The organism is Methylorubrum populi (assembly GCF_002355515.1).
Classification (GTDB): domain Bacteria; phylum Pseudomonadota; class Alphaproteobacteria; order Rhizobiales; family Beijerinckiaceae; genus Methylobacterium; species Methylobacterium populi_A.
In genome coordinates this window covers 2924369-2950431 of sequence record NZ_AP014809.1, presented here as the reverse complement: position 1 = coordinate 2950431, position 26063 = coordinate 2924369, and the positions used below count along the sequence as shown (strand labels likewise).

Annotated in this window: 24 protein-coding genes; 8 read left to right on the top strand and 16 right to left on the bottom strand. The window is 67.8% G+C overall.

The features are described 5' to 3' along the window. Window positions 1-143 precede the first annotated feature (143 nt). Window positions 144-1229 carry a calcium-binding protein gene (locus MPPM_RS13475; RefSeq protein WP_096485508.1) on the top strand — a complete coding sequence of 362 codons (1086 nt, stop codon included), beginning with the start codon at window positions 144-146 and terminating at the stop codon, window positions 1227-1229. A 111-nt stretch (window positions 1230-1340) separates the two neighbouring features. Here MPPM_RS13475 and MPPM_RS13470 read toward each other — a convergent pair whose 3' ends face one another. Continuing rightward, entirely contained in the window at window positions 1341-1577 is a 237-nt protein-coding gene (locus MPPM_RS13470) for a hypothetical protein (RefSeq protein ID WP_096485507.1), read from the bottom strand. Window positions 1578-1773: 196 nt separating this feature from the next. Between MPPM_RS13470 and sseA the strand changes: the two genes are divergently transcribed. From sseA to purH, 3 genes are all read left to right on the top strand, one after another. After that, entirely contained in the window at window positions 1774-2622 is an 849-nt protein-coding gene (gene sseA, locus MPPM_RS13465; protein WP_096485506.1) for a 3-mercaptopyruvate sulfurtransferase, read from the top strand. Between the two features lie 190 nt (window positions 2623-2812). Beyond that, window positions 2813-4525 (top strand): heparinase II/III family protein, encoded by a 1713-nt coding sequence (locus MPPM_RS13460; protein WP_096485505.1) that lies wholly within the window; start codon window positions 2813-2815, stop codon window positions 4523-4525. 131 nt (window positions 4526-4656) lie between these two features. Then, a complete protein-coding gene (gene purH, locus MPPM_RS13455) occupies window positions 4657-6255 on the top strand; it encodes a bifunctional phosphoribosylaminoimidazolecarboxamide formyltransferase/IMP cyclohydrolase (RefSeq protein ID WP_096485504.1) in 1599 nt (532 codons plus the stop codon). A 242-nt stretch (window positions 6256-6497) separates the two neighbouring features. Here the strand turns inward: purH and MPPM_RS13450 are convergent, their stop codons facing one another. The 5 genes from MPPM_RS13450 to MPPM_RS13430 form a co-directional block, all read right to left on the bottom strand. Further along, complete coding sequence (locus MPPM_RS13450; protein WP_096485503.1) at window positions 6498-8234, bottom strand: MFS transporter; 1737 nt, start codon at window positions 8232-8234, stop codon at window positions 6498-6500. A gap of 246 nt (window positions 8235-8480) precedes the next feature. After that, window positions 8481-10163, bottom strand: coding sequence for a cation acetate symporter (locus tag MPPM_RS13445; RefSeq protein ID WP_244573302.1), 1683 nt, complete (start codon window positions 10161-10163; stop codon window positions 8481-8483). Next, a complete protein-coding gene (locus MPPM_RS13440) occupies window positions 10163-10549 on the bottom strand; it encodes a DUF485 domain-containing protein (protein WP_096485501.1) in 387 nt (128 codons plus the stop codon). Before MPPM_RS13440 ends, MPPM_RS13445 begins: the two co-directional genes overlap by 1 nt. 208 nt (window positions 10550-10757) lie before the next feature. Beyond that, window positions 10758-12707 carry an acetate--CoA ligase gene (gene acs / locus MPPM_RS13435; protein ID WP_096485500.1) on the bottom strand — a complete coding sequence of 650 codons (1950 nt, stop codon included), beginning with the start codon at window positions 12705-12707 and terminating at the stop codon, window positions 10758-10760. Window positions 12708-12978: 271 nt separating this feature from the next. Beyond that, window positions 12979-15516, bottom strand: a complete 2538-nt coding sequence (locus MPPM_RS13430) for an ATP-binding protein (protein WP_096485499.1) — start codon at window positions 15514-15516, stop codon at window positions 12979-12981. Window positions 15517-15756: 240 nt separating this feature from the next. Between MPPM_RS13430 and MPPM_RS13425 the strand changes: the two genes are divergently transcribed. Together MPPM_RS13425 and MPPM_RS13420 are read left to right on the top strand one after the other, a co-directional pair. Then, window positions 15757-16233: a phasin gene (locus tag MPPM_RS13425; RefSeq protein WP_096485498.1), complete on the top strand. Its 477-nt coding sequence runs from the start codon at window positions 15757-15759 to the stop codon at window positions 16231-16233. Between the two features lie 191 nt (window positions 16234-16424). Then, entirely contained in the window at window positions 16425-16742 is a 318-nt protein-coding gene (locus MPPM_RS13420) for a hypothetical protein (protein ID WP_096487847.1), read from the top strand. A gap of 121 nt (window positions 16743-16863) precedes the next feature. Here the strand turns inward: MPPM_RS13420 and MPPM_RS13415 are convergent, their stop codons facing one another. Further along, window positions 16864-17538 (bottom strand): L,D-transpeptidase, encoded by a 675-nt coding sequence (locus tag MPPM_RS13415; RefSeq protein ID WP_096485497.1) that lies wholly within the window; start codon window positions 17536-17538, stop codon window positions 16864-16866. 485 nt (window positions 17539-18023) lie between these two features. Between MPPM_RS13415 and MPPM_RS13410 the strand changes: the two genes are divergently transcribed. Continuing rightward, window positions 18024-18530 carry a hypothetical protein gene (locus MPPM_RS13410; protein ID WP_096485496.1) on the top strand — a complete coding sequence of 169 codons (507 nt, stop codon included), beginning with the start codon at window positions 18024-18026 and terminating at the stop codon, window positions 18528-18530. Between the two features lie 66 nt (window positions 18531-18596). Here MPPM_RS13410 and MPPM_RS13405 read toward each other — a convergent pair whose 3' ends face one another. After that, window positions 18597-19118 carry a response regulator gene (locus tag MPPM_RS13405; protein WP_096485495.1) on the bottom strand — a complete coding sequence of 174 codons (522 nt, stop codon included), beginning with the start codon at window positions 19116-19118 and terminating at the stop codon, window positions 18597-18599. Between the two features lie 233 nt (window positions 19119-19351). Further along, the gene (locus MPPM_RS13400; RefSeq protein ID WP_096485494.1) at window positions 19352-20485 is read right to left on the bottom strand and encodes a transglycosylase SLT domain-containing protein; all 1134 of its coding nucleotides are present in this window, start codon (window positions 20483-20485) and stop codon (window positions 19352-19354) included. 256 nt (window positions 20486-20741) lie between these two features. On the opposite strand from MPPM_RS13400, the gene MPPM_RS13395 reads away from it, so the two are divergent. Continuing rightward, window positions 20742-21155, top strand: a complete 414-nt coding sequence (locus tag MPPM_RS13395) for a VOC family protein (protein ID WP_096485493.1) — start codon at window positions 20742-20744, stop codon at window positions 21153-21155. A 10-nt stretch (window positions 21156-21165) separates the two neighbouring features. Here the strand turns inward: MPPM_RS13395 and coaA are convergent, their stop codons facing one another. The 7 genes from coaA to hisB all read right to left on the bottom strand — a co-directional run bounded on the left by coaA (window position 21166) and on the right by hisB (window position 25998). Beyond that, window positions 21166-22179: a type I pantothenate kinase gene (gene coaA / locus MPPM_RS13390; protein WP_096485492.1), complete on the bottom strand. Its 1014-nt coding sequence runs from the start codon at window positions 22177-22179 to the stop codon at window positions 21166-21168. Continuing rightward, window positions 22176-22499: a phosphoribosyl-ATP diphosphatase gene (locus MPPM_RS13385; RefSeq protein ID WP_096485491.1), complete on the bottom strand. Its 324-nt coding sequence runs from the start codon at window positions 22497-22499 to the stop codon at window positions 22176-22178. The genes coaA and MPPM_RS13385 overlap by 4 nt, the downstream gene beginning before the upstream one ends. Window positions 22500-22619: 120 nt before the next feature. Then, complete coding sequence (gene hisF, locus MPPM_RS13380; protein WP_096485490.1) at window positions 22620-23396, bottom strand: imidazole glycerol phosphate synthase subunit HisF; 777 nt, start codon at window positions 23394-23396, stop codon at window positions 22620-22622. Between the two features lie 46 nt (window positions 23397-23442). Then, window positions 23443-24186 carry a 1-(5-phosphoribosyl)-5-[(5-phosphoribosylamino)methylideneamino]imidazole-4-carboxamide isomerase gene (gene hisA / locus MPPM_RS13375; RefSeq protein ID WP_017485824.1) on the bottom strand — a complete coding sequence of 248 codons (744 nt, stop codon included), beginning with the start codon at window positions 24184-24186 and terminating at the stop codon, window positions 23443-23445. A 42-nt stretch (window positions 24187-24228) separates the two neighbouring features. After that, window positions 24229-24891, bottom strand: a complete 663-nt coding sequence (gene hisH, locus MPPM_RS13370; RefSeq protein ID WP_096485489.1) for an imidazole glycerol phosphate synthase subunit HisH — start codon at window positions 24889-24891, stop codon at window positions 24229-24231. Then, window positions 24888-25388 (bottom strand): DUF2628 domain-containing protein, encoded by a 501-nt coding sequence (locus MPPM_RS13365; protein ID WP_017485822.1) that lies wholly within the window; start codon window positions 25386-25388, stop codon window positions 24888-24890. Before MPPM_RS13365 ends, hisH begins: the two co-directional genes overlap by 4 nt. Window positions 25389-25410: 22 nt before the next feature. Further along, on the bottom strand, window positions 25411-25998 hold the full coding sequence (hisB, locus tag MPPM_RS13360; RefSeq protein ID WP_017485821.1) for an imidazoleglycerol-phosphate dehydratase HisB: 588 nt from the start codon (window positions 25996-25998) through the stop codon (window positions 25411-25413). Window positions 25999-26063: the final 65 nt, after the last annotated feature.

Genomic DNA, 26063 nt, shown 5'->3' with positions numbered 1-26063 from the left:
TCACCCAAGCGCTCACATAGGACAAGAAATATTCATAGAGATATATTCCTCATATAAAAAATCTACAACGAGAAGGAACATCATCAATCCTGCGTTGGATGCCAGAACGGCGGCTCGAAATCCGCTCGGGCAGGAGATGTGCGATGGCGACGATTTCTGGAACGAACGGAGACAATATTCTGACCGGCACACCGGAGGATGACATCATTCTCGGCCTTCTCGGGAACGACGTCATCACCGATCCGGGCGGCTTCAACCGGATCGATGGCCAGGACGGAAACGACACCATTACCGGTGGCAGCGACCTCGATTACATCGCCGGCGGGCCCGGCATCGACACGATCTTCGGCGGGGCCGGCTTCGATCAGATCATCGGCGAGGCCGGCAACGACACGATCTACGGCCAGGATGGCGACGACTACGCGGCCGGCAATCCTGGTGACGACGCTCTCTACGGTGGCCTCGGAAACGACTTCCTGGTCGGCGAGGCGGGCGTCGATCTCGTCTTCGGCGACGAGGGCAACGACTTCGTCGCCGGCGGCGACGACAACGATACCGTCAGGGGCGGCGACGGCGACGACCTCGTGGACGGCGACCTCGGCAACGATGCCCTGTTCGGCGACGCAGGCAACGACGTTGTCTTCGGCGATTACGGCGACGACCGGATGTCGGGCGGTTCGGGCACCAACACCCTCGACGGCGCGCTCGGCACCGACACGGCCGTCTTCGCCTTCAGCTTCGCCGCCGCCAATGTCACGTCGGCCGGCACCCTGTCCGTGATCGGCGCCCAGTACTCCACGGACACGGTCAAGAACACCGAAGTGTTCGCATTCGCCGACCGCTCCATCGTGCAGGGCGACGCCTTTGCCCTCGTCGACGACCTGTTCTACCTGAGCCAGTACAAGGACGTCTTCAACAACGGCAACGACGCCGACCAGCATTTTCGCAATTACGGCTGGCGGGAGGGCCGCGACCCGAATGCCTTCTTCGACACGAAGGGTTACCTCGCCGCCTATACCGACGTGGCGGCGGCCGGCATCGATCCGCTCGAGCACTACCTGGTCTACGGCTGGAAGGAGGGCCGCGATCCTTCCGCTCAGTTCAGCACGAAACAGTATCTGGCGGCCTACGGTGACGTGGCGGCGGCCGGCATCAACCCGTTGCAGCACTACCTCGAATACGGCGCGGTCGAAGGGCGTTCGACCTTCGGGGACGGCACCTTCGCCTGACGAACCCGTCACGGCGCGAAACGGGGCGATCCGGCGATAATCCGCCCGGTCGCTGCCGACGGACCAAGCCTCGGCGCGCGCTCCGCGCCGGGGCGTTCGTGCGAAACGCCCTCAGCCCTCGTCGAACCGGCTCATCCGGAACACTTCCACACCGGCACCGTCGATCACCCGCACCGCTTCCGCGGCGGTGCCGGAACGCTGCGGTACGCGGGCACGGGCGAACAGGCGCCGCGCCCGCTCCTCGGCCCCCTCCCGGCTCGATGTCCGCACAGAGATCCGTTGCTGGACGCCCCCCGGCGCGTCGGCCTCCTCGGGGCCGAGCACTTCGATGTGATAGGTCTCTCGCACGTCGTTTCGTGTCCTCGCCTGTCCGTGTGGGCCCTGGCACGCGGCTTACCTGAAGATCGGGCCGTCCGCAGGCCCGCGAAAGGCGCTGAGGCGGGACCCGGTGACGCGGCGGTTTCCGCTTCCCGGCCTTGCCGAATTCCCGCCAATGCCGGATGTGGTGTCTTCCCCGCGGTTACGCGCACAGGCGAGGACATCCATGACCGCATCGCCCTTCGTCACGGTGGACTGGCTGCACCAGCGCCTCAGCGCGCCGGACATCGTCGTCCTGGACGCTTCCTGGTACCTGCCGGCGCAGGGACGCGACGCCGAGGCCGAGTACCGGGCCGCTCATATCCCCGGCGCGATCCGCTTCGATCTCGACGCGATGAGCGACACGGACTCGCCCCTTCCCCACATGCTGCCGCGGCCCGAGGTGTTCTCCTCGAAGATGCGCGCGCTCGGCGTCGGCGACGGGGCGCAGGTCGTCGTCTACGACGGGATGGGCCTGTTCTCGGCGCCGCGGGTGCGATGGATGCTCCAGACCTTCGGCATGCGCGACGTGAAACTTCTGGAGGGCGGGATGCCCGCCTGGATCGCGGCGGGCTATCCGACAGAGGACGGCTCGGGTCGCCCGCGCGACCGTCGCCACTTCACCGCACGGCTGGACAACGGCGCCGTCGCGAATGCGAGCGATATCGCTCGGGCACTCGCCAACGGCTCGGCTCAGGTGGTCGATGCCCGGTCCGGGCCGCGTTTCCGCGGCGAGGAAGCGGAGCCGCGCCCCGGCGTGCGTCCCGGCCACATGCCGGGCGCACGGAACCTGCACTACGCCGCTCTCCAGGCGAATGGCCGGTTGCGGGACGAGGCTTCGCTGCGCGCGGCGATCGCCGAGGCCGGGGTGGATCTCGACCGTCCCGTCATCACCACCTGCGGCTCCGGCGTCACCGCCGCCATCGTGGCGCTGGCCCTCGAAACGTTGGGCAAGGAGCCGCGGGCGCTCTACGACGGCTCGTGGTCGGAATGGGGTGCCGACCCCGCGCGCCCCGTCGAAACCGGTCCCACCTGAGCGATCGAACCGCCTCTCTTCCGGCCCGTGCATTTCGGGGATGCCGGCCCGCGAGAGGACGACACAGCGTTAAAGGGCGGTTAAGAGGACGCGCATAAGCTTGGCCCGAAGCCGGCTGCCGGGCGCCCGATCGCGCGTGGGTCCGAGCGGCAAATCGTGCGGCCCGTCTGGAAGGCTCGGAGGATACGGCTTGGGCAGGGGCCCCGAACGCTGGCAGCTCTACCGCCTGCTCGGTCACGAGATCGTCCGCGCGGTCCGCGAGCGGGCGGCGCGGCTCACGGCGCGGCCCGAGATCCTCACCCGCGCCCGGGTGACCGGTCTCGTGATCGCGCCGCACGACCTGCGCACCAGCGACGCCTCGCTCGCCGACGACATCTATTCCGGCCTGTTCGTCTTCGCCGGCCGCTCGCTAATCGTGAGCGGGCGCTCTCCCTTCGACTACGATCCCCCCTCCCCCGAATGGGCGGATGCGCTCTACGGCTTCGGCTGGCTGCGCCACCTGCGCGCCGCCGACACGGCGCTCGCCCGCGCCAACGCCCGCGCCTTCGTCTCCGATTTCATGAACGGACGGGGCGAGGCCGCCCGCGCCAGCCCGGTGCCGGTGGCCTCGCGGCGGCTGATCTCGTTCCTGTGCCAGTCGCCGCTGGTGCTGGAGGGCGCCGACCACGCCTTCTACCAGGCCTTCCTCAAGGCGGTGGGCAAAGGCGCGCGGGAACTGGAACGCTCGCTTCGCCGCTCGGCGCCGCCGCAATCGCGCCTGCTCGCCGCCGTGGCCCTGACCTATGCCGGGCTGTGCTGCGAGGGCATCGAGCCGATCCTGCGCCGGGCGACCCGGATCCTCGTACGCGAGCTCGACACGCAGATCCTGCCCGATGGCGGCCACCGCTCCCGCGATCCGCGCTTCGCGATGGAGCTGCTGCTCGACCTGCTGCCGCTTCGCCAGAGCTTCCTCAGCCGTAGCGTCGATCCCCCCGAAGCGCTCCTGCGCGCGGTCGACCGGATGCTGCCCGCCCTGCGCCTGCTCCGCCACGGTGACGCTTCGCTCAGCCATTTCAACGGCATGGGCGTAACGGCGGCCGACCATCTCGCCACCCTGCTGGTCTATGACGGGTCCGGTACCGAGCCACTGATGTACGCCTCCCATTCCGGCTACGCCCGGATGGAAACGGGCCGCATCGTCATGGTCTGCGACGTCGGCGCGCCGCCGCCGATGGACCAATCACGCGAGGCCGGCGCCGGATGCCTCTCCTTCGAGCTGACGAGCGGGGCGCAGCGCATCGTCGTCAATTGCGGCACCCCAGCGAGCGGCGGCGAGTTGCGCCGGGCCGCGCGCAGTACCGCCGCACACTCGACCGCGACGGTCGCCGACACCTCCTCCTGCCGCTTCCTCGACCAGCCGGAAGACTGGTGGATCGGCCGGCTCGCCGCGCGCTGGCTGCTCGCGCGCCGCGGCCCCGTCGTGCTACGCGGCCCCGGCCCCGTCGCGGTCGAGCGGCGTACCGAGAACGGGGCAGCCGTCCTCGCCGCTCGCCACGACGGCTACGTCGCCGAATTCGGTATCCTGCACGAGCGCCGCTGGCGGCTCTCCAGCGGCCCGGTGCGGCTCGAAGGCGAGGATGCCTTCCTTCGCGAGGGCAAGCGCGCCCGCTCGCGTCCCCAGCCGGTCGCGGTGCGTTTTCATCTCCATACCGCCGTCGCCGCCCAGCCACAGGAGGACGGCAGCCTCATTCTCGGTCTGCCGACCGGCGAGCGCTGGCGATTCACCGCCGAGGGCGCGACCCCGGCAATCGAGGAGAGCGTCTACTTCGCGGGCGTCGTCGGCGCGCGGCGGACCGCGCAGATCGTGCTGCACCTGTCGGTGGACGGGGATGCTCTGGTGCGCTGGCGGATCGAGCAGATCTGACCGCTTGGCCGGATACTGCGTTTGAAACAGCCGCCTCCGTCATCGGACGCCCTCGGGTTCAACTGGCCGCCCCTGTCGGTTCCGTGCTACCGCGCGCGCGAATTCCTCGTTTGACGACACAGGCCATACCCATGCCGCGCGACCAGATCCGGGTCACCCGCGCCCTTCTCTCCGTCTCCGACAAGACCGGGCTCACGGACTTCGCCGCGGCGTTGAGCCGGCGCGGTGTCGAACTGGTCTCGACCGGCGGCACCCACCGGGCTTTGACCGAGGCGGGGCTCGCGGTCCGGGAAGTCTCGGAGCTGACGCGCTTTCCCGAGATGATGGATGGTCGGGTGAAGACGCTCCATCCGGCGGTCCATGGCGGCTTGCTCGCGGTGCGCGACAATCCCGAGCATCAGGCGGCGCTCGCGGCCCACGGGATCGGCGCCATCGACCTGCTCGTCGTGAACCTCTACCCGTTCGAGGAGACGCTGAAGGCCGGCAAGGCCTACGACGACTGCGTCGAGAACATCGACGTCGGCGGCCCTGCCATGATCCGTGCGGCGGCCAAGAACCACGCCGACGTCGCCGTGGTGGTCGATGTCTCGGACTACGAGACCATCCTCGCCGAACTCGCCGCTCAGGATGGTCAGCTCGGCGCCGCGACCCGTCGCCGGCTGGCGCAGAAGGCGTTTTCGCGCACCGCCTCCTACGACGCGGCCATCGCCAACTGGCTCGCCGAGGTCGAGAGCAGCGACGAGGCTCCGACCTTCAAGGCTCTGGGCGGCACGCTCGCACAGGGCCTGCGCTACGGCGAGAACCCGCACCAGTCGGCGGCCTTCTACCGCCTGCCCGGCACCCTGCGCCCCGGCATCGCCACCGCCCGGCAGGTCCAGGGCAAGGAGTTGTCCTACAACAACCTCAACGACACCGACGCGGCCTACGAATGCGTCGCCGAGTTCGATCCCGCCCGTACGGCGGCGGTGGCGATCATCAAGCACGCCAATCCCTGCGGCGTCGCGGAGGGCGCCAGCCTGCTGGAGGCTTACGAGCGGGCGCTGGCCTGCGACCCGACCTCGGCCTTCGGCGGCATCGTCGCTCTCAATCGCCCTCTGGACGCAGAGGCCGCGCGAAAGATCGTGGAGATCTTCACCGAAGTCATCATCGCGCCCGACGCCTCGGAGGAGGCCAGGGCCATCGTCGGCGCCAAGAAGAACCTGCGGCTCCTGCTCGCCGGCGGCCTCGCCGATCCGCGAGCGAGGGGTGAGACCATCCGCACCGTGGCCGGCGGATTTCTCGTCCAGGGCCGGGATGCCCTGAGCGTGGACGACATGGAGCTGAAGGTCGTCACCCGGCGCGCGCCGAGCGAGAGCGAACTCGCCGACATGCGTTTCGCCTATCGCGTGGCCAAGCACGTGAAGTCGAACGCCATCGTCTACGCCAAGGGCGGCGCCACGGTCGGCATCGGCGCCGGGCAGATGTCGCGCGTCGATTCCTCGATCACCGCCGCGCGGAAGGCCGCGGAGGCGGCGGAACGCCTCGGGCTGCCGGAGACTCTCGCCAAGGGCTCGGCGGTGGCCTCGGACGCCTTCTTCCCCTTCGCCGACGGCCTTCTCGCCGCGGCCGAGGCCGGCGCCACCGCCGTGATCCAGCCCGGTGGCTCGATGCGCGACGACGAGGTGATCCGCGCCGCCGACGAGGCGGGTCTCGCCATGGTGTTCACGGGCGTGCGCCACTTCCGGCACTGATCCGGTCTCCGCTTGATCGAAGCGAAGATCGCCGGGGCTGGACGGTCCGGCGCTCAAGCTGGGCCCTGATCCGTCCCCCGAAGGTACCGGCCGGCCGACATGAGGCGGTGATCACGGCCAGTGGCGGCGGGCCGCCGGGGCCGACCGGAAAATGCCCTGGAACGTCGATGTTTGCCGAAAAAGAAAGGGCCCCGCCTCGCGGCGGGGCCCTTCTTCATCTGGCGAGCCGGATCGGGGTCCGATCAGGCCAGGATGTCCCGGTCCTTGGTCTCGGGAATGAAGATCAGGCCGATCACGAAGGTGAAGAGCGCGATCACGATCGGGTACCAGAGGCCGAAATAGATATCGCCGGTCTGGGCCACCATGGCGAAGGCGGTGGCGGGCAGAAGACCGCCGAACCAGCCGTTGCCGATGTGGTAGGGCAGCGACATCGAGGTGTAGCGGATCCGGGTCGGGAACAGCTCCACCAGCGCGGCGGCGATCGGGCCGTAGACCATCGTCACGTAGAGGACGAGGATCGTCAGGATGCCGACGACCGCGAGCTTCTGGCCCGTGAAGATGTCGATCGGGTTCGAGGCCTTGATCACCGTCGGGTTGGCCGACGCGGACGGGTAGCCGGCTTCCGTCAGCGCCGCCGGCACCGCCTTGGCGAAGTTCGGATCGGCGACCGGGAAGTCCTTGCCGTTGATGCTGACCACGGTCGGCGTGCCGGCCGGCTGGTTCTCGGTGGAGTAGTTCACGGCGGAGCGGGCGAGCAGCGCCTTGGCGACGTCGCACTCCTTGGTGAACTTGGCGGTACCGACCGGATTGAACTGGAACGAGCACTCGTCCTTGTTCGTCTTCACCACCACCGGCACGTTCGCCTGAGCCGCGTGCAGGGCCGGGTTGGCCTGGGCGGTCAGCATGTTGAACAGCGGGAAGTAGGTGAGCGCCGCGATCAGGCATCCGCCGAGGATGATCGGCTTGCGGCCGATCCGGTCCGAGAGGCTGCCAAAGAACAGGAAGCCGCCGGTGGCGAGGATCAGCGACCACGCGATCATGATGTTGGCCGTGAACTGATCGACCTTCAGGATGCTCTGCAGGAAGAACAGCGCGTAGAACTGGCCGGTGTACCAGACCACCGCCTGACCGGCGGTGAGGCCGAGGAGGGCGAGCAGCGCCCACTTGGCGTTCTTCCACTGGCCGAAGGCTTCGGAGAGCGGCGCCTTGGAATGGGTCCCCTCCTCCTTCATCTTCTTGAAGGCCGGGCTCTCCTGCATCTGCAGTCGGATCCAGACCGAGATGGCGAGCAGCACCACCGAGACGAGGAACGGAATGCGCCAGCCCCAGACCTGGAAGGCGGTCAGCGTGGTCGTGGTGCCGTCCGCGTTGGTCACCGTGGTGGCCGGGTAGGCGCTGTTCACGTAGCCCTGCGTCGACAGGATGATGATCAGCGAAAGCAGCAGGCCGAGCGTCGCCGTCGTCTGGATGAAGGCGGTGTAGAAGCCGCGGCGTCCGGGCGGGGCGTGCTCGGCCACGTAGACGGCCGCACCGCCGTACTCGCCGCCGAGGGCGAGGCCCTGGAGCATGCGCAAAGCCAGCAGCGTCACCGGCGCGATCCAGCCGACATTGTAGGCCGCGAGTGTCGAGTAGGAGGGCAGCAGGCCGACCATGAAGGTCGAGATGCCCATGATCAGGATGGTGACGAGGAAGGTGTACTTGCGCCCGACCATGTCACCGAGCCGGCCGAACACCAGGGCGCCGAACGGGCGCACGAGGAAGCCGGCGGCGAAGGCGAGCAGGGCGAAGATGTTGCGCGTCGCCTCCGGATAGGCGGAGAAGAACTGCGCGCCGATGATCGCCGCGAGCGAACCGTAAAGATAGAAATCGTACCACTCGAAAACGGTCCCGAGCGAGGAGGCCATGATGACCTTCTTCTCGCCGGCAGTCATCGGCCTGACTGCCTCCCCGGGCCGCGCTACTGCGGTTGCCCCAGCCATCTCTGTCGTTCCTCCAGGTCACACGTGAGCGGGCGTCCGGTTCTCCGGCTTCGACCCGTTCCATGCGCTCGGCGCATGTACACGCTTGTGTTACCGCATGCCTCGAAACGGCCCAATAGGTAAATCGCAGCAAAAGGCGTGTCGTTGACAGGATTTGGGCTCCTGTAACGAGCCAGGTTCTGGCGGACGGGAAAAAGGGCGCAGCCTCGTCGGCTGCGCCCTCCAGGATCGGCTCGTATTCGAGGCTCAGTGCGCGTGCGCGCCCGAGGCTCCGATGCCGGTCTCCGAGCGCACGAATTGAGCGTCGAAGGCGGCACGCTCGCGGGCGGCCCGACGGGTCCGGTCCATCTTCGAGACGGCCCAGATCGTCAGGAAGGCCAGCGGCATCGAGAACAGAGCCGGGTTCGCGTAGGGGAACAGGGCCGCCGGATGACCGAAGGTCTTCACCCACACCGCATCCGACAGCACCACCATGACCACCGCCGCCACGAGCCCGACGAGGCCGCCGATGAGCGCACCCCAGGTCGTGGTGCCGCGCCAAAGGATCGACATGGCCAGAACGGGGAAGTTGCAGCTCGCCGCCACGGAGAAAGCGAGGCCGACCATGAAGGCGACGTTCTGGTTCTCGAATACGTAGCCGAGATAGATCGCCACGATGCCGATGCCGACGGCGGAAGCCTTGGAGAGGTTCACCTCCGCCCGCTCCGTGGTCCGCCCGCGGGCGAAAACCTGCGCGTAGAGGTCGTGGCTGATCGCCGAGGCGCCGGCGAGCGTCAGGCCCGCCACCACCGCGAGGATTGTCGCGAAGGCCACCGCCGAGATGAAGCCGAGGAAGTACGGCCCGCCCACCGCGTTGGCGAGGTTCACGGCGACCATGTTGGTGCCGCCGATCATGTCCTTGATCTTGTTGTAGGTCGTGCCGTCCGCGCCGAGCTTGAAGTAGCTCGGGTCGGACATCAGCAGGGCGATGCCGCCGAAGCCGATGATGAAGGTGAGGATGTAGAAGTAGCCGATCAGGCCGGTGGCGTAGAACACCGACTTCCGCGCAGCCTGGGCGTCCGACACCGTGAAGAAGCGCATCAGGATGTGCGGCAGACCGGCGGTGCCGAACATCAGGCCGACGCCGAGCGAGAGCGAGTCGATCGGATTGGAAACGAGTCCGCCCGGCGCCATGATGGCCTCGCCGTTCGGGTGCGTCTGCACGGCGCTGGCGAACAGCTTCTCCGGGCTGAAGCCGTACTTGTAGAGCACGGCGCCGGCCATGAAGGTCGCGCCGCCCAGAAGCAGGCAGGCCTTGATGACCTGCACCCAGGTCGTCGCCTTCATGCCGCCGAAGGCCACGTAGATGATCATCAGCGCGCCGACGATCACCACCGCGTAGAGGTAGGGCAGGCCGAACAGGAGCTGGATCAGCTTTCCGGCGCCGACCATCTGCGCGATCAGGTAGAACGCCACCACGACGAGGGTGCCGGTGGCCGAGATGATGCGGATCGCGGTCTGGTCGAGTCGGAAGCTCGCCACGTCGGCGAAGGTGAACTTGCCGAGATTGCGCAGCCGCTCGGCGATCAGGAACAGCACGATCGGCCAGCCGACGAGGAAGCCCGTCGAGTAGATCAGCCCGTCGAAGCCCGAGGAATAGACCAGCCCCGAGATGCCGAGGAAGGAGGCCGCCGACATGTAGTCGCCGGCAATCGCCAGCGAGTTGGTGCGCGCCGAGATGCCGCCGCCTGCCGCGTAGAAGTCGGAGGCCGACTTCGAGCCCTTCGCCGCCCGGTAGGTGATACCGAGGGTGAACAGCACGAAGAACAGGAACATGAAGATCGCGGGCCAGTTCGTGGCCTGCTGCTGGACGGCGCCGAGATCCGGCCCGGCGGCAAGCGCCGGGGTCGCGGCGAGAAGGCCGGCGCCGAGGAGGGGAACGAGGCGCATCACTTGGCGAGGCTCCGGATGAGGTCGGCCGAGAGCCGGTCGTAGCGGGTGTTGGCGCGGGCGACGTAGATGCCCGTCAGCACGAAGGCGAAGACGATGACGAACATGCCCATGTAGAAGCCGAGCGAGGCCGTGCCCCCGACCTTGGTGGCGAGCAGCGCCTTGTCGAAGGCGATGAGGCCGATGAAGCCGAAATAGACGACCAGCATCAGGCCGGTGAGAATCCACCCGAAGCGCGTGCGCTCGTGAACCAGCGTCTTGAAGATCGGGTGCTCGGCGATGCGGTCGAGCCGGTGATCGGGCTCGGGCATGTCGAGGGCGCCCGCCCCGTGAAGCGAGCGGGTGTCCGACGTCGCGGATGGCCCCGTCGTCTGTATGGTGCTCATGAATCTCCTCCCGCACGATCTCGGCTCAGCCCGGCGACGGGCTGGGATCGGCTGCTTATTCTGTGATGATGACAATCAGGGCGCTGGCATTCGCCCCCGCGGGAACGCGACCGGCGCGTCTGTCGCGTTCCCCCCGCCGCTTTACGATACGCGTCTCGTGCGTGGAACCGCTCGGGCCGCGCGAGACGGCCGGAGCGGTGGAACACGTTCAAGCGGAGCGGTTCTGCCGGTTCTCGATCAGATCATCGACCACCGCCGGCTCCGCCAGCGTCGAGGTGTCGCCGAGCGAGCCGAAATCGTCCTCGGCGATCTTGCGCAGGATGCGGCGCATGATCTTGCCCGAGCGGGTCTTGGGCAGGCCGGGGGCAAACTGGATCAGGTCGGGCGACGCGATCGGACCGATATCCTTGCGGACCCAGGTGACGAGCTCCTTGCGCAGCTCGTCCGTGCCCTCCTCGCCCTCGTTGAGGGTGACGTAGGCGTAGATGCCCTGGCCCTTCACGTTGTGCGGATAGCCGACGACCGCGGCCTCGGAGACCTTCGGATGTGCGACGAGCGAGGACTCGACCTCGGCCGTGCCCATGCGGTGACCGGAGACGTTGATGACGTCGTCGACGCGCCCGGTGATCCAGTAGTAGCCGTCCTCGTCGCGGCGGGCGCCGTCGCCGGTGAAGTAGAGATTCTTGTAGGTCGAGAAGTAAGTCTGCTCGAAGCGCTCGTGGTCGCCGTAGACGGTGCGCATCTGGCCCGGCCAGCTGTCCTTGATGCAGAGGTTGCCCTCGCACTTGCCCTCGAGTTCCTTGCCTTCGGCATCGACCATCACCGGCTGCACACCGAAGAAGGGCCGGGTCGCCGAACCGGGCTTGAGCTTGGTCGCGCCGGGCAGCGGCGTGATGAGAATGCCGCCGGTCTCGGTCTGCCACCACGTATCGACGATCGAGCAGCGGGAATCGCCGACGACGCGGTAGTACCAGTCCCAGGCCTCCGGGTTGATCGGCTCGCCGACCGAACCCAGCACTCGCAGCGAGGCGCGCGAGGTCTTCTTCACCGGCCCCTCGCCGCCGCCCATGAGCGAGCGGATCGCGGTCGGCGCGGTGTAGAAGATGTTGACCTTGTGCTTGTCGACAACCTCCCAGAAGCGGGAGTTCGACGGGTAGGTCGGAATGCCCTCGAACATCAGCGTGGTCGCGCCGTTGGCGAGCGGGCCGTAGACGATGTAGCTGTGACCGGTGACCCAGCCGACATCCGCCGTGCACCAGTAGATATCGCCGTCGTGGTAATCGAAGACGTACTGGTGGGTCATCGAGGCGTAGACGAGATAGCCGCCGGTGGTGTGCACCACGCCCTTCGGCTGGCCGGTCGAGCCTGAGGTGTAGAGAATGAAGAGCGGGTGCTCGGCCTCGACCGCCTCGGCCGGGCACTCATCCGTCACCTGCTCGGCGGCCTCGTGGTAGTAGACGTCGCGGCCCGGCTCCATCGCCACATTGCCGCCGGTGCGCTTCACCACGATGACGTGGTCGACGAGATCCTGGTCGAGGCGCTTGATCGCCTCGTCGACATTGGCCTTGAGCGGCACCTTGCGCCCGCCGCGCAGGCCCTCGTCGGCGGTGATGACGAGCTTCGAGCCGCAGCCCTTGATCCGGCTGGCGAGCGAGTCCGGGGAGAAGCCGCCGAAGACGATGGCGTGGATGGCGCCGAGCCGCGCGCAGGCCAGCATGGCGTACGCGGCCTCGGGGATCATCGGCAGGTAGAGCGTGACGCGATCACCCTTGCCGACGCCGCGGTTGCGCAGGACGTTGGCCATCCGGCACACTTCCGCGTGCAACTGGCGGTAGGTGATGTGCTTCGACTCGTTGGGATCATCTCCTTCCCAGATGATCGCGGTCTGATCGCCTCGCGTTTCGAGGTGGCGATCAATGCAGTTGAGAGCGACATTGGTCTTGCCGTCCTCAAACCATTTGATCGAGACGTTGCCCGGTGCGAAGCTGGTGTTCTTGACCTTGCTGAACGGCGTCGACCAGTCGATCCGCTTGCCGTGATCGGCCCAGAACGCTTCGGGATCGGAGACGGAGGCCGCATACATTTCGTTGTACTTGGCTTCGTCGATCAGCGCCCGTTCCTTCCAGGCGTCCTGAACGTCGATGACCTTCTCGCTCATTTGGTTTCTTCCCTGCCGGTGCCCGATCGTATCGCGAAGGTCCGCGCAGCCGGGGCTTCCTCAAAACTCATAAGCGCAGTGGAAGACACCCGGCAAGCACCAAAAAGTCGAGCTCTGCAATTAGTCGCAAGCACGCGCCGCTGTAATTGACTGGAGGCGTGACACAAACCGCTCCGCTTCCTCAGAAAGACAGCGAAAGGCCTGCCATTTCACAAGAATTGGCGGTCCGGCGGTCGCTCGAACCCCGGCGGATCGATCGCCGGCCGCGGGGTCAGGCGGCCGGGAACAGCATCTCGACCAAGGTGCCCTCGTCCTTGCGGCTCGAGATGCGGAAGCGGCCGCGATTGGCCTCAACCAGGGCCTTGGTCAAGGTCAGTCCGAAGCCCGGTTCTTCTCCCTCCGCTTCGGCACCGACATCGGCTCGGAACGGTTCGAGGGCGCGCGTGAGCTCGTCCTCGGTCATGCCGGTGCCGGTGTCGCGCACACGTACTGCCAGTTCACCGCGTTCGGCGAGCGTCGTCGAGATAATCACCTGACCGCCGGCCTCGGTCACGCGGATGGCGTTTCCGAGCACGGTCAGCGTCGCCTGCCGGATCGAGCGCTCGTCCGCCCGCATATTCGGCAGATCGGGAGCGAGGCTGGTCCGCAGAACGATGCGGTCGCGCGCCGCCTTCGCCTGTTGCGCGGTAATACAGGAGGAAACCAGATCATTGAGGGCGAGGTCGGCGAAGGTGAGCTTGCCGCGGCCGGCCTGAATCTCGGCGAGGTCGCGCAGATCATCGATCAAGCCGGCGATCCGACCGCCGGAGAGACGCACCTCACGCAGATAGGCCTCCAGGCGTTCGGCGTCCGCCCGGTCGAAGCGATCGGACAGCATCATGTCGGTGAGACTGAGGATCGCGTTGAGCGAGGGACGGATCTCGCGACTGACCCGAGCGAGGGCGTTGGCCTTCCAGGCGGCATCCGCTCCCGACTCGCCCGGACGCGCGGGCGCGCCCGCGACCGGATCCGGAGGCGACGGCGCCTCGTCTCGTATCTCGCGCAGGCTGGCGCAGTAACCCGGCGCATCCTCGCTCAACAGGCGGGCGATGCGCAGGCGCAGAGCCGCCGCTCCGGTCCGCGGCGTCACCCCGAAGATCTCGCTCGCGCCCGAGCGGCGGGAGGCGGTGACGGCCGTCTCGAGGGCCGGCAGGCTCTCCGGCGCGAACAGGTCGGCGAAGCGCCCGCCCACCACTTCCTTGGGATGCGCGTGGACGAGTTCGGCCGCACTCGGATTCAGCCCGACGACCCGCCCCTCCGCGTCGAGGGTGACGACCCCCTCCTCGAGGCTGTCCAGGACCTTCTCGGCCCGCAATCGGGCGGCATTGGTCGGAACAGCGGGCGATTGCGCGGCATTCGTCGCTGGCATCGCGCGGACGAGACAGATCTCGGCCGGCACGCCTTCCCAGACGAGGCCGGCCCGATCGACCAACAGCGCGACCGTGCCGCCTTCGGGCCGAGCGAAGGGAACCGGTCCCATGATCTCGCGATCCCGCGGCGGCAGACCGCGGAAGAGGTAGGCGAAACCCGCCTGACGCAGGGCCGGCAGATCCGGATAGCCGGTGAGATCGAGAAAGGCGCGGCTGGCGAACAGGATCTCGGTCCCGCGATAGACCAGCACGCCCAGCGGCAGGCTTTCGAGCAGTTCCGCAAGCGCGGCGCGGGCTCGGATCTCGTTCTCGGCGAGCCGGGCCGGCGGCGTCGGGAACGGCATCACGGAACTGCCCGCCGGAGCATCCGCTCGCGTCGCCGGCATCGGTGCCTCGTCCGATGCCGTCTCGTCGGGGGCGAACCGCAGACCGAGAATGCGCGCAACCTCGCGGAACGCGGCGTGCTCGTTCACCGACAGGCCGGCATCCGCCTCCGGCTCGCGGATGGGCTCCGGCTCGGGCGGGTGATCGAGCACCGGCGTTTCATCCTCGACGGGACGCGGATGCCGTTCTCCGAGGATCGCGAAGCCGGTGAAGCCGGAGAACGCCTCCGTCGCGCGGCCCGCGGGGGCGCCCGAGATTTCGAGAGCGTGCACGTAGGCTCGCCCGCGCACGATGAGCGGGAGGGCGCGGAAGGTTTTGCGGGCCGAAAGGGCCTCGATCAGCACCGAGCCGTCGATAACGCCGTCGGCGGCGAGCATCGTCCAGGATTGGCCGGTCAAAGCCTCGGACAGGTCGGGATGCGCGGGCGAGACATGGGTCAACACTCCCTCGACGTCGCTGCGCCAGATCAGGCGCGCAGGCCGATCCGCGGTCTCGGCCACAGCAGAAGCCGGCTCCGAGTCTGGCTCGGGGGCCGGGGACTCGAGTGCTGCGACGGAGGGGGCCGTGACCGGCGGCACATCATCGATCTTCGCCGGCGCAGCCTCGAACGGCCGCAGAGACGGCAAGGGCCCGACCGGAGCCAGGAGAAGAACCGGATGCCCCGGCTCGATCTCGGCCCTGGCGGCGAGGACGACCACCGGGGCCGCGACGCCGCTCGGATCGAATCGAAGGCGAACCATCCGGGGCCGTGCATCGAGAGAGCCGGCGCGGTCGATCTGCGCGGACAGGCGCAGAGCGGGAAGGACGACGCCGCGCGCGTCGGCGATGCCGGCCCGCAGCGCCAGCGCCGCACCGTCTGCGTGGAGGATCCGCTCCGCGGATCCATCGAGAACGAGCAGCGGTCCGCCTTCGTGGACGAGATGCGCCACCGACGCGTCGCCGCGCCACCGTGCGAACGCGGCGCGAACACCCGATTCGCTCCCGGGAGACAGTTCATGCGCCGCGCGGTCCGCCATCCGAACCCTGGTCATACGCCCCTTCACAGCCCTGCCGACGGTCGATCGGGGCATGAACACACAGCTCCGTGTAACTTAACTGCCGCCGGACGTGGACACTGAAACCTGCCGACACACGTTTATCAACTGGTAACCTTAATCGCCCCTCGTGGGGTGGAAAAAGGGTCACCCCCGCGCTATTTTGCGTTGCACATTGTGCGCCGCACAACGAGCGTCCAATGCGAAGCAGAGGAGACAGGCATGAACAGCACCCCGAATTACGAGATTCCCACCGAGATGCGCGACTTCGCTGAGAAGAGCGTCGAGCAGGCTCGCAAGGCGTTCGACTCGTTCATCGGCGCGGCCCGCCGTACGGCGGATACGGTCCAGGGTTCGACGGACCTCGCCCGCAGCAACGCCACCAACATCTCGACCCGCGGCTTCGAATACGCCGAGCAGAACGTGAACGCCGCGTTCGACCTCGCTCAGAAACTGGTGCGCGCCCGGGACGTGCAGGAGGCGATGCAGCACCAAGCGGAGTTCGTCCGCGCGCAGTTCGCGGCGATCCAGGCGCAGGCCAAGGAGTTCGGCGGTCTCGCCCAGAGCGCGTTTCAGCAGAGCGCCGAGAATGCCAAGAGCGCGATGCAGCAGGGTGCTGCCGAGGCCCGGCAGGCCTACGAGCAGGGCGTCGAGACCGCTCGCGAGAACGCCAACGACGCGCAGAAGGCGACCTCGTAACACCATCGGCGGCTTCGCCCCCGCCCTGTCACGATCTTGACGGCCCGCTCCCGACGGAGTGGGCCGTTCCTGTATCGGGCCTGTTTTGGTCCCTGCGTCGCTCGCTTCGCCTCTTTTCCGCCGCCCGGGCAAAGCAAGGCTCAACGCCTTGCCGGCTCCGAGCGGGCGGCCCACAGGAGGTTATGGACACGATGCGTTCCGTTCGCACACTCGGCCTTGCAGCCCTGATCGCGCTTGCGGCCGGAAGCCTCGCGCCCGCACACGCCCAGTATTACGACGACGGCTACGATGCACCGCCGCCGCGCGCCCGTGCGCAGCGCGATTGGGGCGGTCCGCCACGTCGGGCCATGGGTCTGAACTGCGACGCCGTGCAGTCCGGTATCAGCGGCCTTCAGCCGTTCTCCTGCCCTCTGCCGGGGCCGCGCCCCCTCGGCGCCCGCTGCTTCTGCGACATGCCGGTCTCCTTCATGAACGGCCCGCAGACCGCCGTCGGCCGGGTTGCCCCGTAGCGGTCGACGCACGGCTCTGAAGGAAAGCGGGCAGGCTGCAGCCGGTCGATGAAACGCGAGAAGAGCTGCGGCGGATAAGACTGCCGCAGCTCTCTTCCCGTGACTCGATTGGGGAGGAACGTCAGTTGACCACCACGGTGGCGCCAACCTTCACGCGGGAATAGAGATCGGTCACATCCTCGTTGGTCATCCGAATGCAGCCCGAGGAGACCGCCTGACCGATCGTATCCGGCTCGTTGGAGCCGTGGATCCGATACTCGGACCGACCGATATACATCGCCCGGGCACCCAGCGGGTTCTCGATGCCGCCGGCCATGTAGCGCGGCAGATCGGGGCGGCGGGCCAGCATCGCAGCCGGAGGCGTCCAGCTCGGCCACTCGCGCTTGGCGGTGATCTTGTTCACGCCGCTCCAAGTGAAACCGGGCCGTCCGACGCCGACGCCGTAGCGAACGGCTTGTCCGTCCGGCAATACGTAGTAGAGCCGACGCTCGGCCGTCGAGACGACGATCGTGCCCGGTGCGTAACGGGTGCTGTAGGGCACGATTTCGCGCGGGATGCGGGCGACCTGAGCCTGAGCAGCCTCGGCCTCGCCGTAGCCCTGCCCGTAACCCTGGGCGCTGGAACCCCGCCGGTTGGCATAGGGGTCGTAGACAGGCCAGCCGCCCGGCGACGATTGCTCCTGATCGTAATCGTCACCGTCGGATCCGAACGGATCGTAGGGAGATGCGCTGGCGACGTTGGTCGCGAGGACACACACGCCGACAACGCCGGCGAGAACAGATGCCAAGGTCTTCATCGCAGGTGCCTACCTGTGCAGTAATCTTTGCTGTTACAAGCGTGACTGTGCTTGCTCGGTTCCCTGCTGTTTACGGATTTTCCACGATTTGGCCGTGCGGGGGCTCACATGAGCTTGACCGTTCGGCGGCGGTTACTCCCGAAGGGCTAGAACCGGGATAGCCAGCCACAACGACAGAGCCCCTCTCCACAGCGCAGCGGCGTTGTCGGCACGGAGATAGGCTTCGTAAGCCCGTCCTCCGGCGCGCATGATTGGTTGCCGCTCGAGAAATGTGACGTGCGCTTGCGAGGCAATGACGCCGATCAACCGATTCGCCGGGTGATACGGCGGCGATCAAGCCGAACCCGGGACGGCTAAGGCATAGCTAAAAAATCTGAGCGCTCGCGATAATTCCGTCTCGGAACAAAGCTAATCTGCCGCGAGTTTGATATCTTCGGCCTTTTATCCTAGCCTGAGCACCTCAAAGCTTAGGAGAGGTCGAAGGCATGGTGGGTTGGATCCTCGGCAAACTGAAGTGGCTCACGATTCTCTGTGCCATCGGCGGGCCGATTGTGGCCGTCGCCTGTTGGCAGGACGGCAATCGCCGCCAGGACGTGATGGCGATGGGGGTTCAGACCGAGGCGACGATCGAGAGCGCGACCCGGGTGAAGCGTCGCCGCGGAGGAACGAGCTACAAGCTCGACCTCAGCTGGACCGATGGCAGCGGAATCACGCGAAAAGTCGAGGAAGTGTCGATTTCTCATGCCCTCGCCGACAAGCTCATCGTCGACAATCGCTTGGCCGCCGATACGCTCCCGATCAAGTACATCCCCGGCGAAGCCGGATCGTCGAAGGAGAGCGAAAACGTCGTCGTCCTGGACGACACGGCGTATCAGGAGCAGACCGACCGGGAACTCGTCTATGTCGGCACGGGCGCGGGCATCCTGGGCCTGATCGGCGCAGCTTTGTTCTTCCTGCCCCGGCGCCGTCGGGGTGAGGCGATCGCGGCCTGAGAAGCGTTCGGCGCGCAGGTCGGTTCGATTCGACCCGGAATTGCCGCGCACGACCGGCTCAGCCGATCAGCTCACCGGGGGCGACGGGTCGCGTGCGGCCCGTTCGGCCTCGACCAGAACGTCGAGCGCGCGCCACGGCTTCGGAATGAAGACCGCCCCCTCGGGAAGCGCGACGCCGGGCTCCGGCTCGACACCGGAGGTCACGACCAGCCGGGTGCGCGGCCAGAGAGTCGCGATGGCGCGGGCGAGCTGGAGGCCGTCCATGGCGCCGGCGAGCCGGATATCGGCGAAAACGAGGGCCACCTCGCCGCCCTGCTCGCGCAGGACCTTCAGGGCGTGCTCGGCGCTGTCGCAGCCGATCACACGCATCTCGGTCTCTTCCAGCACGCTCTCAGCCAATTCGCGGGTGTCGCGCTCATCCTCGACCACCAGAGCGATACGGGAATCCGGACGCTCGGCTTCGGCGGAGCGGGCGCGCTCGGCGTGATCGACGCGCCGGACCAGAGCGGCCAAGTGATCGGGGATGCCCTCGGCCACGAGGTTATCGTAGCAGGAGGCGAGCGCCTGCCCGATCTGATCGAGCTTCATTCCGGGCAAAAGAGGATCATCGGCGAACCCTCGATGCGATCGGTCTCGAAACGAGTCGTTCAAGGCGAAACGATCCTCTCTCGCGCATCCGGGCGGCGGAGGAGCTCTCGCGGAATGCGAAGGCTTGGGGCGCCGCACAGCACAACAAAGCGGGCGGGTGCCGCTCAGTTGCGTCGAAGGGAGATTTTCACCGACGCAGGCCTGCCGCGCGACGGGCGGCCGCGGCCTATGCCCTATTGTGCCGCCTCGGCATTGGCGAGGGTCACGAGCCCGGCCACGCTGCGCACGTCGCGATAGCGGTCACCGCGGGTGCTCATCATCGCCTCGAACTTCTGGTGGACCTGAGCGACCGAGAGGCTGGCGGGCTTGCGATGCCGGCCACGACCGGTGGTGCCGGCAAAGAAGATCGAGCGGTTGGCCCGGGCCGGACCGGGCAGCAGGGTCGCCGCCGCGGCGGTCGGCTTGTCGACCACCTGGGACAGGAAGTTCTCGGCGTCGTCCGGTCCGAGGAAGTGGGCGAGATAGACCTCGCCGAGGGAGAGTTCGCGGCCGATCTTCAGGGCGATGCGCGCCGCGTCGCGCTTCAGCATCTCACCGGCCATGACCGCCGACAGGTAAGGGTCGCGGCGCAGGTCGAGGATGCGGCTGCGCTCGGCCTGGTCCTGAATCGACGGCTTGTCGTTGGCGTCCGGCACCACCGAGGCGGCCTCCTTCTCGTACCCGTACTTGGGTCCGAAGTCGCGGATCACGCCGAGCCACGTGCGCTCGATGAACTGGAACAGGCCGGTAGCGGACGACGTCTTGGCCTGGACGGCGGTGATGAAGCTCGACTCCTTGTCGGCCACCGCCATGAGCAGAACCGGATCGGTCTGGACCGCCTGAGCCGCCTTGACGATCGTCTGCACGAGATGGCGGCGGATCTTCATCGGGCCGAATTCGAGGATGTCGTTCGGATCGCCGGTCGAGGTCTGGGAGAGCAGGAAGTCGTAGGAGACGCGGTCGACCGTGTTGGCGCCGAGTTCGGTGTCGAGGTCGCCCACGGGATGGAAGCTCGCGGACGCTGCCAGGACCGACGGAACCGGGCTTTCCGGCGCCAGCGCCTGAAGCCGCGGCTTCGGCATGGCCAGATCGGACACCTTGGTGGAGGCCTCGGCCCGGCCGAGATCGGTGCCGGCATTGAGCAGAACCGCGCTCAGGCCCCCGGCGAGAAGAGTCATGGAGAGGATGGAACGCACCAGAGCCGTGCGGCTGCCGTGATCGCGACCCGTGCGGGCATTGAGGGTGATCACGTCGGCGGACGGTATGGGACGCCCGCTCTTGCGCGGCATCGAGGAAGTACGCGGAGATCCGATCGTACGGCCCTGCATCGTTGTCGTCGCTCACTCTTCGTGATGGCGCCAGCGGCGTATGGGCAACACTTACGCCCCGAGGATGTGGCGCAAACACGGCCGAGGTTGTGGCATCCCCAGGGCAAGCGGGGGCAATTTGCGGGCAAGCTGAGCCGTTTGGTGGGTTATCCCCGGTGTTTTCCACCGGGGTTGCGGTTCACAATCAACCAGATCGGAGGAGAATGCGGTGCGCGCCGATCCACGTCGCGCCATCGATGGAACAAGACCCTCGGCGATGCTGCGGCCAAATCGCATCTTGGAGACGGCGCTGTACGTCGATGATTTACAGAGAGCCCACGAGTTCTATGAAACCGTCATCGGTCTCGAGCGCGTCCTGACATCGGAGACACTCTGTGCCTACGATGTCGGCGGGCAGAACGTGCTTCTGCTGTTTAGGCGCGGCGCATCTGTGTCTGCGCAGCGCCTGCATGGCGGGTCGATCCCACCGCATGACGGGACAGGGCCGCTGCATCTCTGTTTCGGTACGACCGAAGATGACCTGCCTGCGTGGGAGGCGAAGCTCGCGTCCCGGGGTGTCGCCGTCGAAGGGCGTGTCGCGTGGCCGGGCGGGGCGACGAGCCTCTATTTTCGCGATCCGGACGGCCACATGCTCGAACTCGCGACGCGGGGGCTATGGCCGAGCTATTGAGCGGCGCCGGTCACAGCCGCCGCAGCGCCACGCTCTCGATGCGATGGCTCGGTCCCTTGGCCAGAATCAGGCTCGCCCGCTGGCGGGTGGGCAGGATGTTGTCGCGCAGGTTCGGCAGGTTGATCGTCGTCCAGAGGCGGTCGGCGATCTCAAGCGCCTCGTTCTCGGCGACCTCGGCGTATTTGCGGAAGTAGGAGAGCGGATCGCGGAACGCGGTCTGGCGCAGGCGGAGGAAGCGGTTGACGTACCAGCGGTGCAGGTCGTCCTCGTGCCCGTCGAGGTAGATCGAGAAGTCGAAGAAGTCGGAGACGAAGGGGATCGCGGTGCCGTCGCGCGGCAGGCGGGCCGGCTGGAGGACGTTCAGGCCCTCGACGATCAGGATGTCGGGCGATTCGATCACCTGCTCCTCGCCGGGCACCACGTCGTAGACGAGGTGGGAATAGACTGGCGCCGACACCCGCTTGTGGCCGGCCTTGATGTCGGCGAGGAAGCGCAGCAGCGCGGCGCTGTCGTAGCTCTCGGGAAACCCTTTCCGCTCCATCGCGCCCATGCGCTGCAATTCGGCGTTGGGGTGGAGGAAACCGTCGGTCGTGATGAGATCGACCTTGGGGGTGTTGGGCCAGCGCGCGAGCAGGGCTTTCAGCACCCGCGCGGTCGTCGATTTGCCGACCGCCACCGAGCCGGCGAGCCCGATGATGTAGGGCACCTTGGTATCGTGCTCGGCGAGCAGGAAGCGCTGCGTCGCCTTGAACAGCCCCTGCGTCGCCGCGACGTAGAGCGAGAGCAGGCGCGAGAGCGGCAGGTAGATCGCCACGACCTCCTCGATCGAGATCGGGTCGTTGAGGCTCTGCAGCCGGCCGATATCCTCGGCCGTCAGCGTCAGCGGGGTGTCCGCGCGAAGCTGGGCCCACTCTTCGCGGGCGAAGATCCGGTAGGGCGAGAGGCGACCAGGGCCCTGGCCGGTCACCGGATTCTGGCGCTCTTCCGGTTCGATCCCGGCCGGCGGGATCGGGGCGCCGATCATGTATGCCTCCGCGCCGCCTTCTCGGCGAGCCCGCTCTGCGCCGTGCGCCGTCCGAGCTCCGTCATCACGTCGTCGAGGGGGACGCCGGCCGCCTTCAGCGTCACGACGAGGTGGTAGAGCACGTCCGCCGCCTCCGACACCAGCGCCTTACGGTCACCCTGCACAGCGGCGATGGCCGCCTCGACCGCCTCCTCGCCGAGCTTCTTGGCCGCCTTGGCTGGCCCCTCGGAAAGGAGCTTTGCCGTGTAGGAGGACTCGGGCGGCGTGCCGGCGCGGCTGTCCACGAGGGCAGCGAGGTCGTCGAGGCTGAACTTCGTCATAAGGCGTGCAAACGGAACCGTTATCATGCGGCATCGCATGATCGGACACCGTTGCACCGGACCCTGCGCAGGCTCCGCCCCCCGGTCAAGGGGCGCGGGCAGCCGCGCACCGGATACCCGTTACGGATCGAGCCGCATCGCAAGGCCGGCGGCGGCCATATGGCTTTTCGCCTCGCCGACCGTGTGCTGGCCGAAATGGAAGATCGAGGCGGCCAGCACCGCGCTCGCCCCGCCGTCGCGCACGCCCGCCACGAGGTCGTCGAGCCCGCCGACGCCGCCCGAGGCGATCACCGGCACCTTCACCGCATCGGCGATGGCGCGGGTGAGCGCGAGGTCGTAGCCGGAGCGGGTGCCGTCCTTGTCCATGGAGGTGACGAGAAGTTCGCCCGCCCCCCGCTCGGAAACCTTGCGTGCGAATTCGACCGCGTCGATGCCGGTCGGGTTGCGCCCGCCATGAGTGAAGATCTCCCAGCGCGCGGCCTCGCCGGGCGCGGAGACGCGCTTGGCGTCGATCGCCACGACGATGCACTGGTCGCCAAACTTCTCCGCCGCCTCGGCGACGAAATCGGGGTTCTTCACCGCCGCCGTGTTGATGCCGACCTTGTCGGCGCCCGCGAGCAGCAGGGTGCGGACGTCGGACACCGTGCGGACACCGCCGCCGACGGTGAGCGGCATGAAGCAGGCCTCGGCGGTGCGGCTCACCACGTCGAGCAGGGTGCCGCGGTCCTCGTGGCTCGCGGTGATGTCGAGGAAGCAGAGTTCGTCGGCGCCGGCCGCATCGTAGGCCTTGGCCGACTCGACCGGATCGCCGGCATCGCGCAGTTCGAGGAACTGCACGCCCTTCACGACGCGCCCGTCCTTCACGTCGAGGCAGGGAATGATGCGGGTCTTGAGCACGCTCAGATGCCTTCAGGCTGACGGGGCCGGCGGTCGAAGCGCGCGATCACGCGGCGCTTCCCTTGGCGCGGGCGATGGCCGCCAGCGCCTCCTTCGGGTCAATACGGCCGTCGTAGAGCGCGCGGCCGGTGATCGCGCCGGCGAGCACGGCGCAGTCGGGCTCCAGCAGGCGCTCGACATCCGCCATCGAGGCGAGGCCGCCCGAGGCGATGACGGGGATTTTGACGGCCGAGGCCAGGGCCAGCGTCATCTCGATGTTGAGGCCCTTGAGGATGCCGTCGCGGGCGATGTCGGTGTAGATAATGGCGGCGACGCCCGCATCCTCGAAGCGGCGACCGAGCTCCTCCGCCGTCATGCTGGAGGTCTGCGCCCAGCCCTCGACCGCGACGCGCCCGTCCTTGGCGTCGATGCCGACGGCGATGCGCCCCGGATGGCGGCGAGCTGCCTCGTGCACGAAGGCGGGGTCGCGCACCGCCGCGGTGCCGATGATGACCCGGCTCACGCCCTTCTCCAGCCAGCCTTCAAGGGTGCGCATCTCGCGTACGCCGCCGCCGAGCTGCACCGGCAGCTTGATCCGAGCCAGGATCGCGTCGACGGCGGCGGCGTTGCGCGGCGCGCCGGCGAAGGCTCCGTCGAGATCGACCACGTGCAGCCAGGAGAAGCCCTGCATCTCGAAGGCTTCGGCCTGGGCCGCGGGATCGTCGTTGAAGACCTTGGCCTGCGCCATGTCGCCCTGAACGAGGCGGACGCAGCGCCCTTCCTTGAGGTCGATGGCCGGATACAGGATCACGCGAGGACTCGCCGGAAACGGTGTGTCGGAAAGCGGGCGCCCTCAGGGGCGCCAGCGCAGGAAGTTGCCGAGGAGGGCGAGGCCGAGGCGCTGGCTCTTCTCGGGGTGGAACTGGGTGCCGGCGATGTTGTCGCGCGCGACCATCGCCGTGACCGGGCCGCCGTACTCGGCATGGGCGACCACGTCCGCCGGCTCGGCGGCGCGCAGCGCGAAGCTGTGGACGAAGTAGGCGTGGAGCCCGCCCTCCCCGATCGCGATGTCGCGCAGCAGCGCGTGCTCGCGGTCGAGATACAGGGTGTTCCAGCCCATATGCGGAATCTTGAGGGCCGGGTCGGCGGGCTCGATCGGGGCAACGTCGCCGGGGATCCAGTTCAGCCCCGCGGTCTCCTCGTATTCGAGGCCGCGGCTCGCCATGAGCTGCATGCCGACGCAGATGCCGAGAAACGGCTTACCTTGAGTCTTGACGGCCTCGGTCATGGCCTCGACCATGCCGGGCACCGCGTCGAGGCCGCGGCGACAATCGGCGTAGGCGCCGACGCCGGGCAGCACGACGCGGTCGGCTCCGGCCACCGCCTCCGGCACGTCCGTGACGAGGATGCGGGTGCCGTCGAGCCCGGCCTCGCGGGCCGCGCGCTCGAAGGCCTTGGCCGCCGAGTGGAGGTTGCCCGAACCGTAATCGATGATCGCGACGGTCTGTTCGCTCACCGTCCACCCTCGCTCGCGGGAAAAAGGCCGATCACCGCGTCGTCGCTGCGGCGGTGGGTCGGGCGCGTCATGGTGGTGGTCTCGGCACCCGTTGCGGCGCCCGGGGCCGCGTCGGCATCGAGCCAGCGGGCGGCGGCCTTCAACTCGGCCTCTTCCTGGGAGCCCGCCATCACCGCGTCCCGCGCAGGCTTGCCGCGGCGCCCATAGGTCCAGCGGCGCAGGCTCGGGGCTTCCATGCCGATCAGTAGACTTGCGAGCCCCGTGACGACCAGCGCCGCGAAGGGCGAGAGGCCGAGCGCCCGGCCGGCGAGTGCGAGCACGACGAGCCCGACCAGCACCAGGAGCGCCGCCAGCCAGAGGCGGTGACGCACGAACCACAGGACCGTGAAGGCGAAGGCCCCCCAGGAGAAGCCGTCGCGCACGACGTGCGCCTGCTCCAGAGCGCGGGGATCCCCGCGAACCGAGCCCTCGGGAAGGTGCAGCGTATAGGTCCGCATTCTCGCTCCTCCTCGAACGGTCTCAGAGCGATCCCTTGGTCGAGGGAACGCGGCCCTCCTCGCGTGGGTCGATGGCGACCGCCTTCCGCAAGGTCCGGGCCAAACCCTTGAACACGCTCTCGGCGATGTGATGTGCATTCTCGCCGTAGAATGTCTCGACGTGCAGCGTAATACCGGCGTTCATCGCGAACGCCTGGAAGAACTCCCGCACCAATTCGGTGTCGAACTGACCGATCTTCTCCACGCGAAAGCTCGTACGGAAGACCAGGAACGGACGACCGGAGATGTCGATCGCGATGCGGCTCAGCGTTTCGTCCATCGGCAGGTGGATATCGGCGTAGCGGGCGATGCCGCGCTTGTCGCCGAGTGCCTTCGCCACCGCCTGACCCAGCGCGATGCCGGTATCCTCGGTGGTGTGGTGCTGATCGACGTGGAGGTCGCCCTCGACCTTGATCGTCACGTCGAACAGGCCGTGCCGGGCGAACAGCTCCAGCATGTGGTCGAGAAAGCCGACGCCGGTCGAGATCTCGGCCTTGCCGGTGCCGTCGAGATCGATCGAGACGGAAACGTCGGTCTCCGCCGTGCGGCGGCTGATGCTGGCTGTACGCATCGCGTGCTGGATATCTGATCCTGGAACGGTCGGCGGGCCTCCGTGACCGGCCGCGCCCGCCTTGT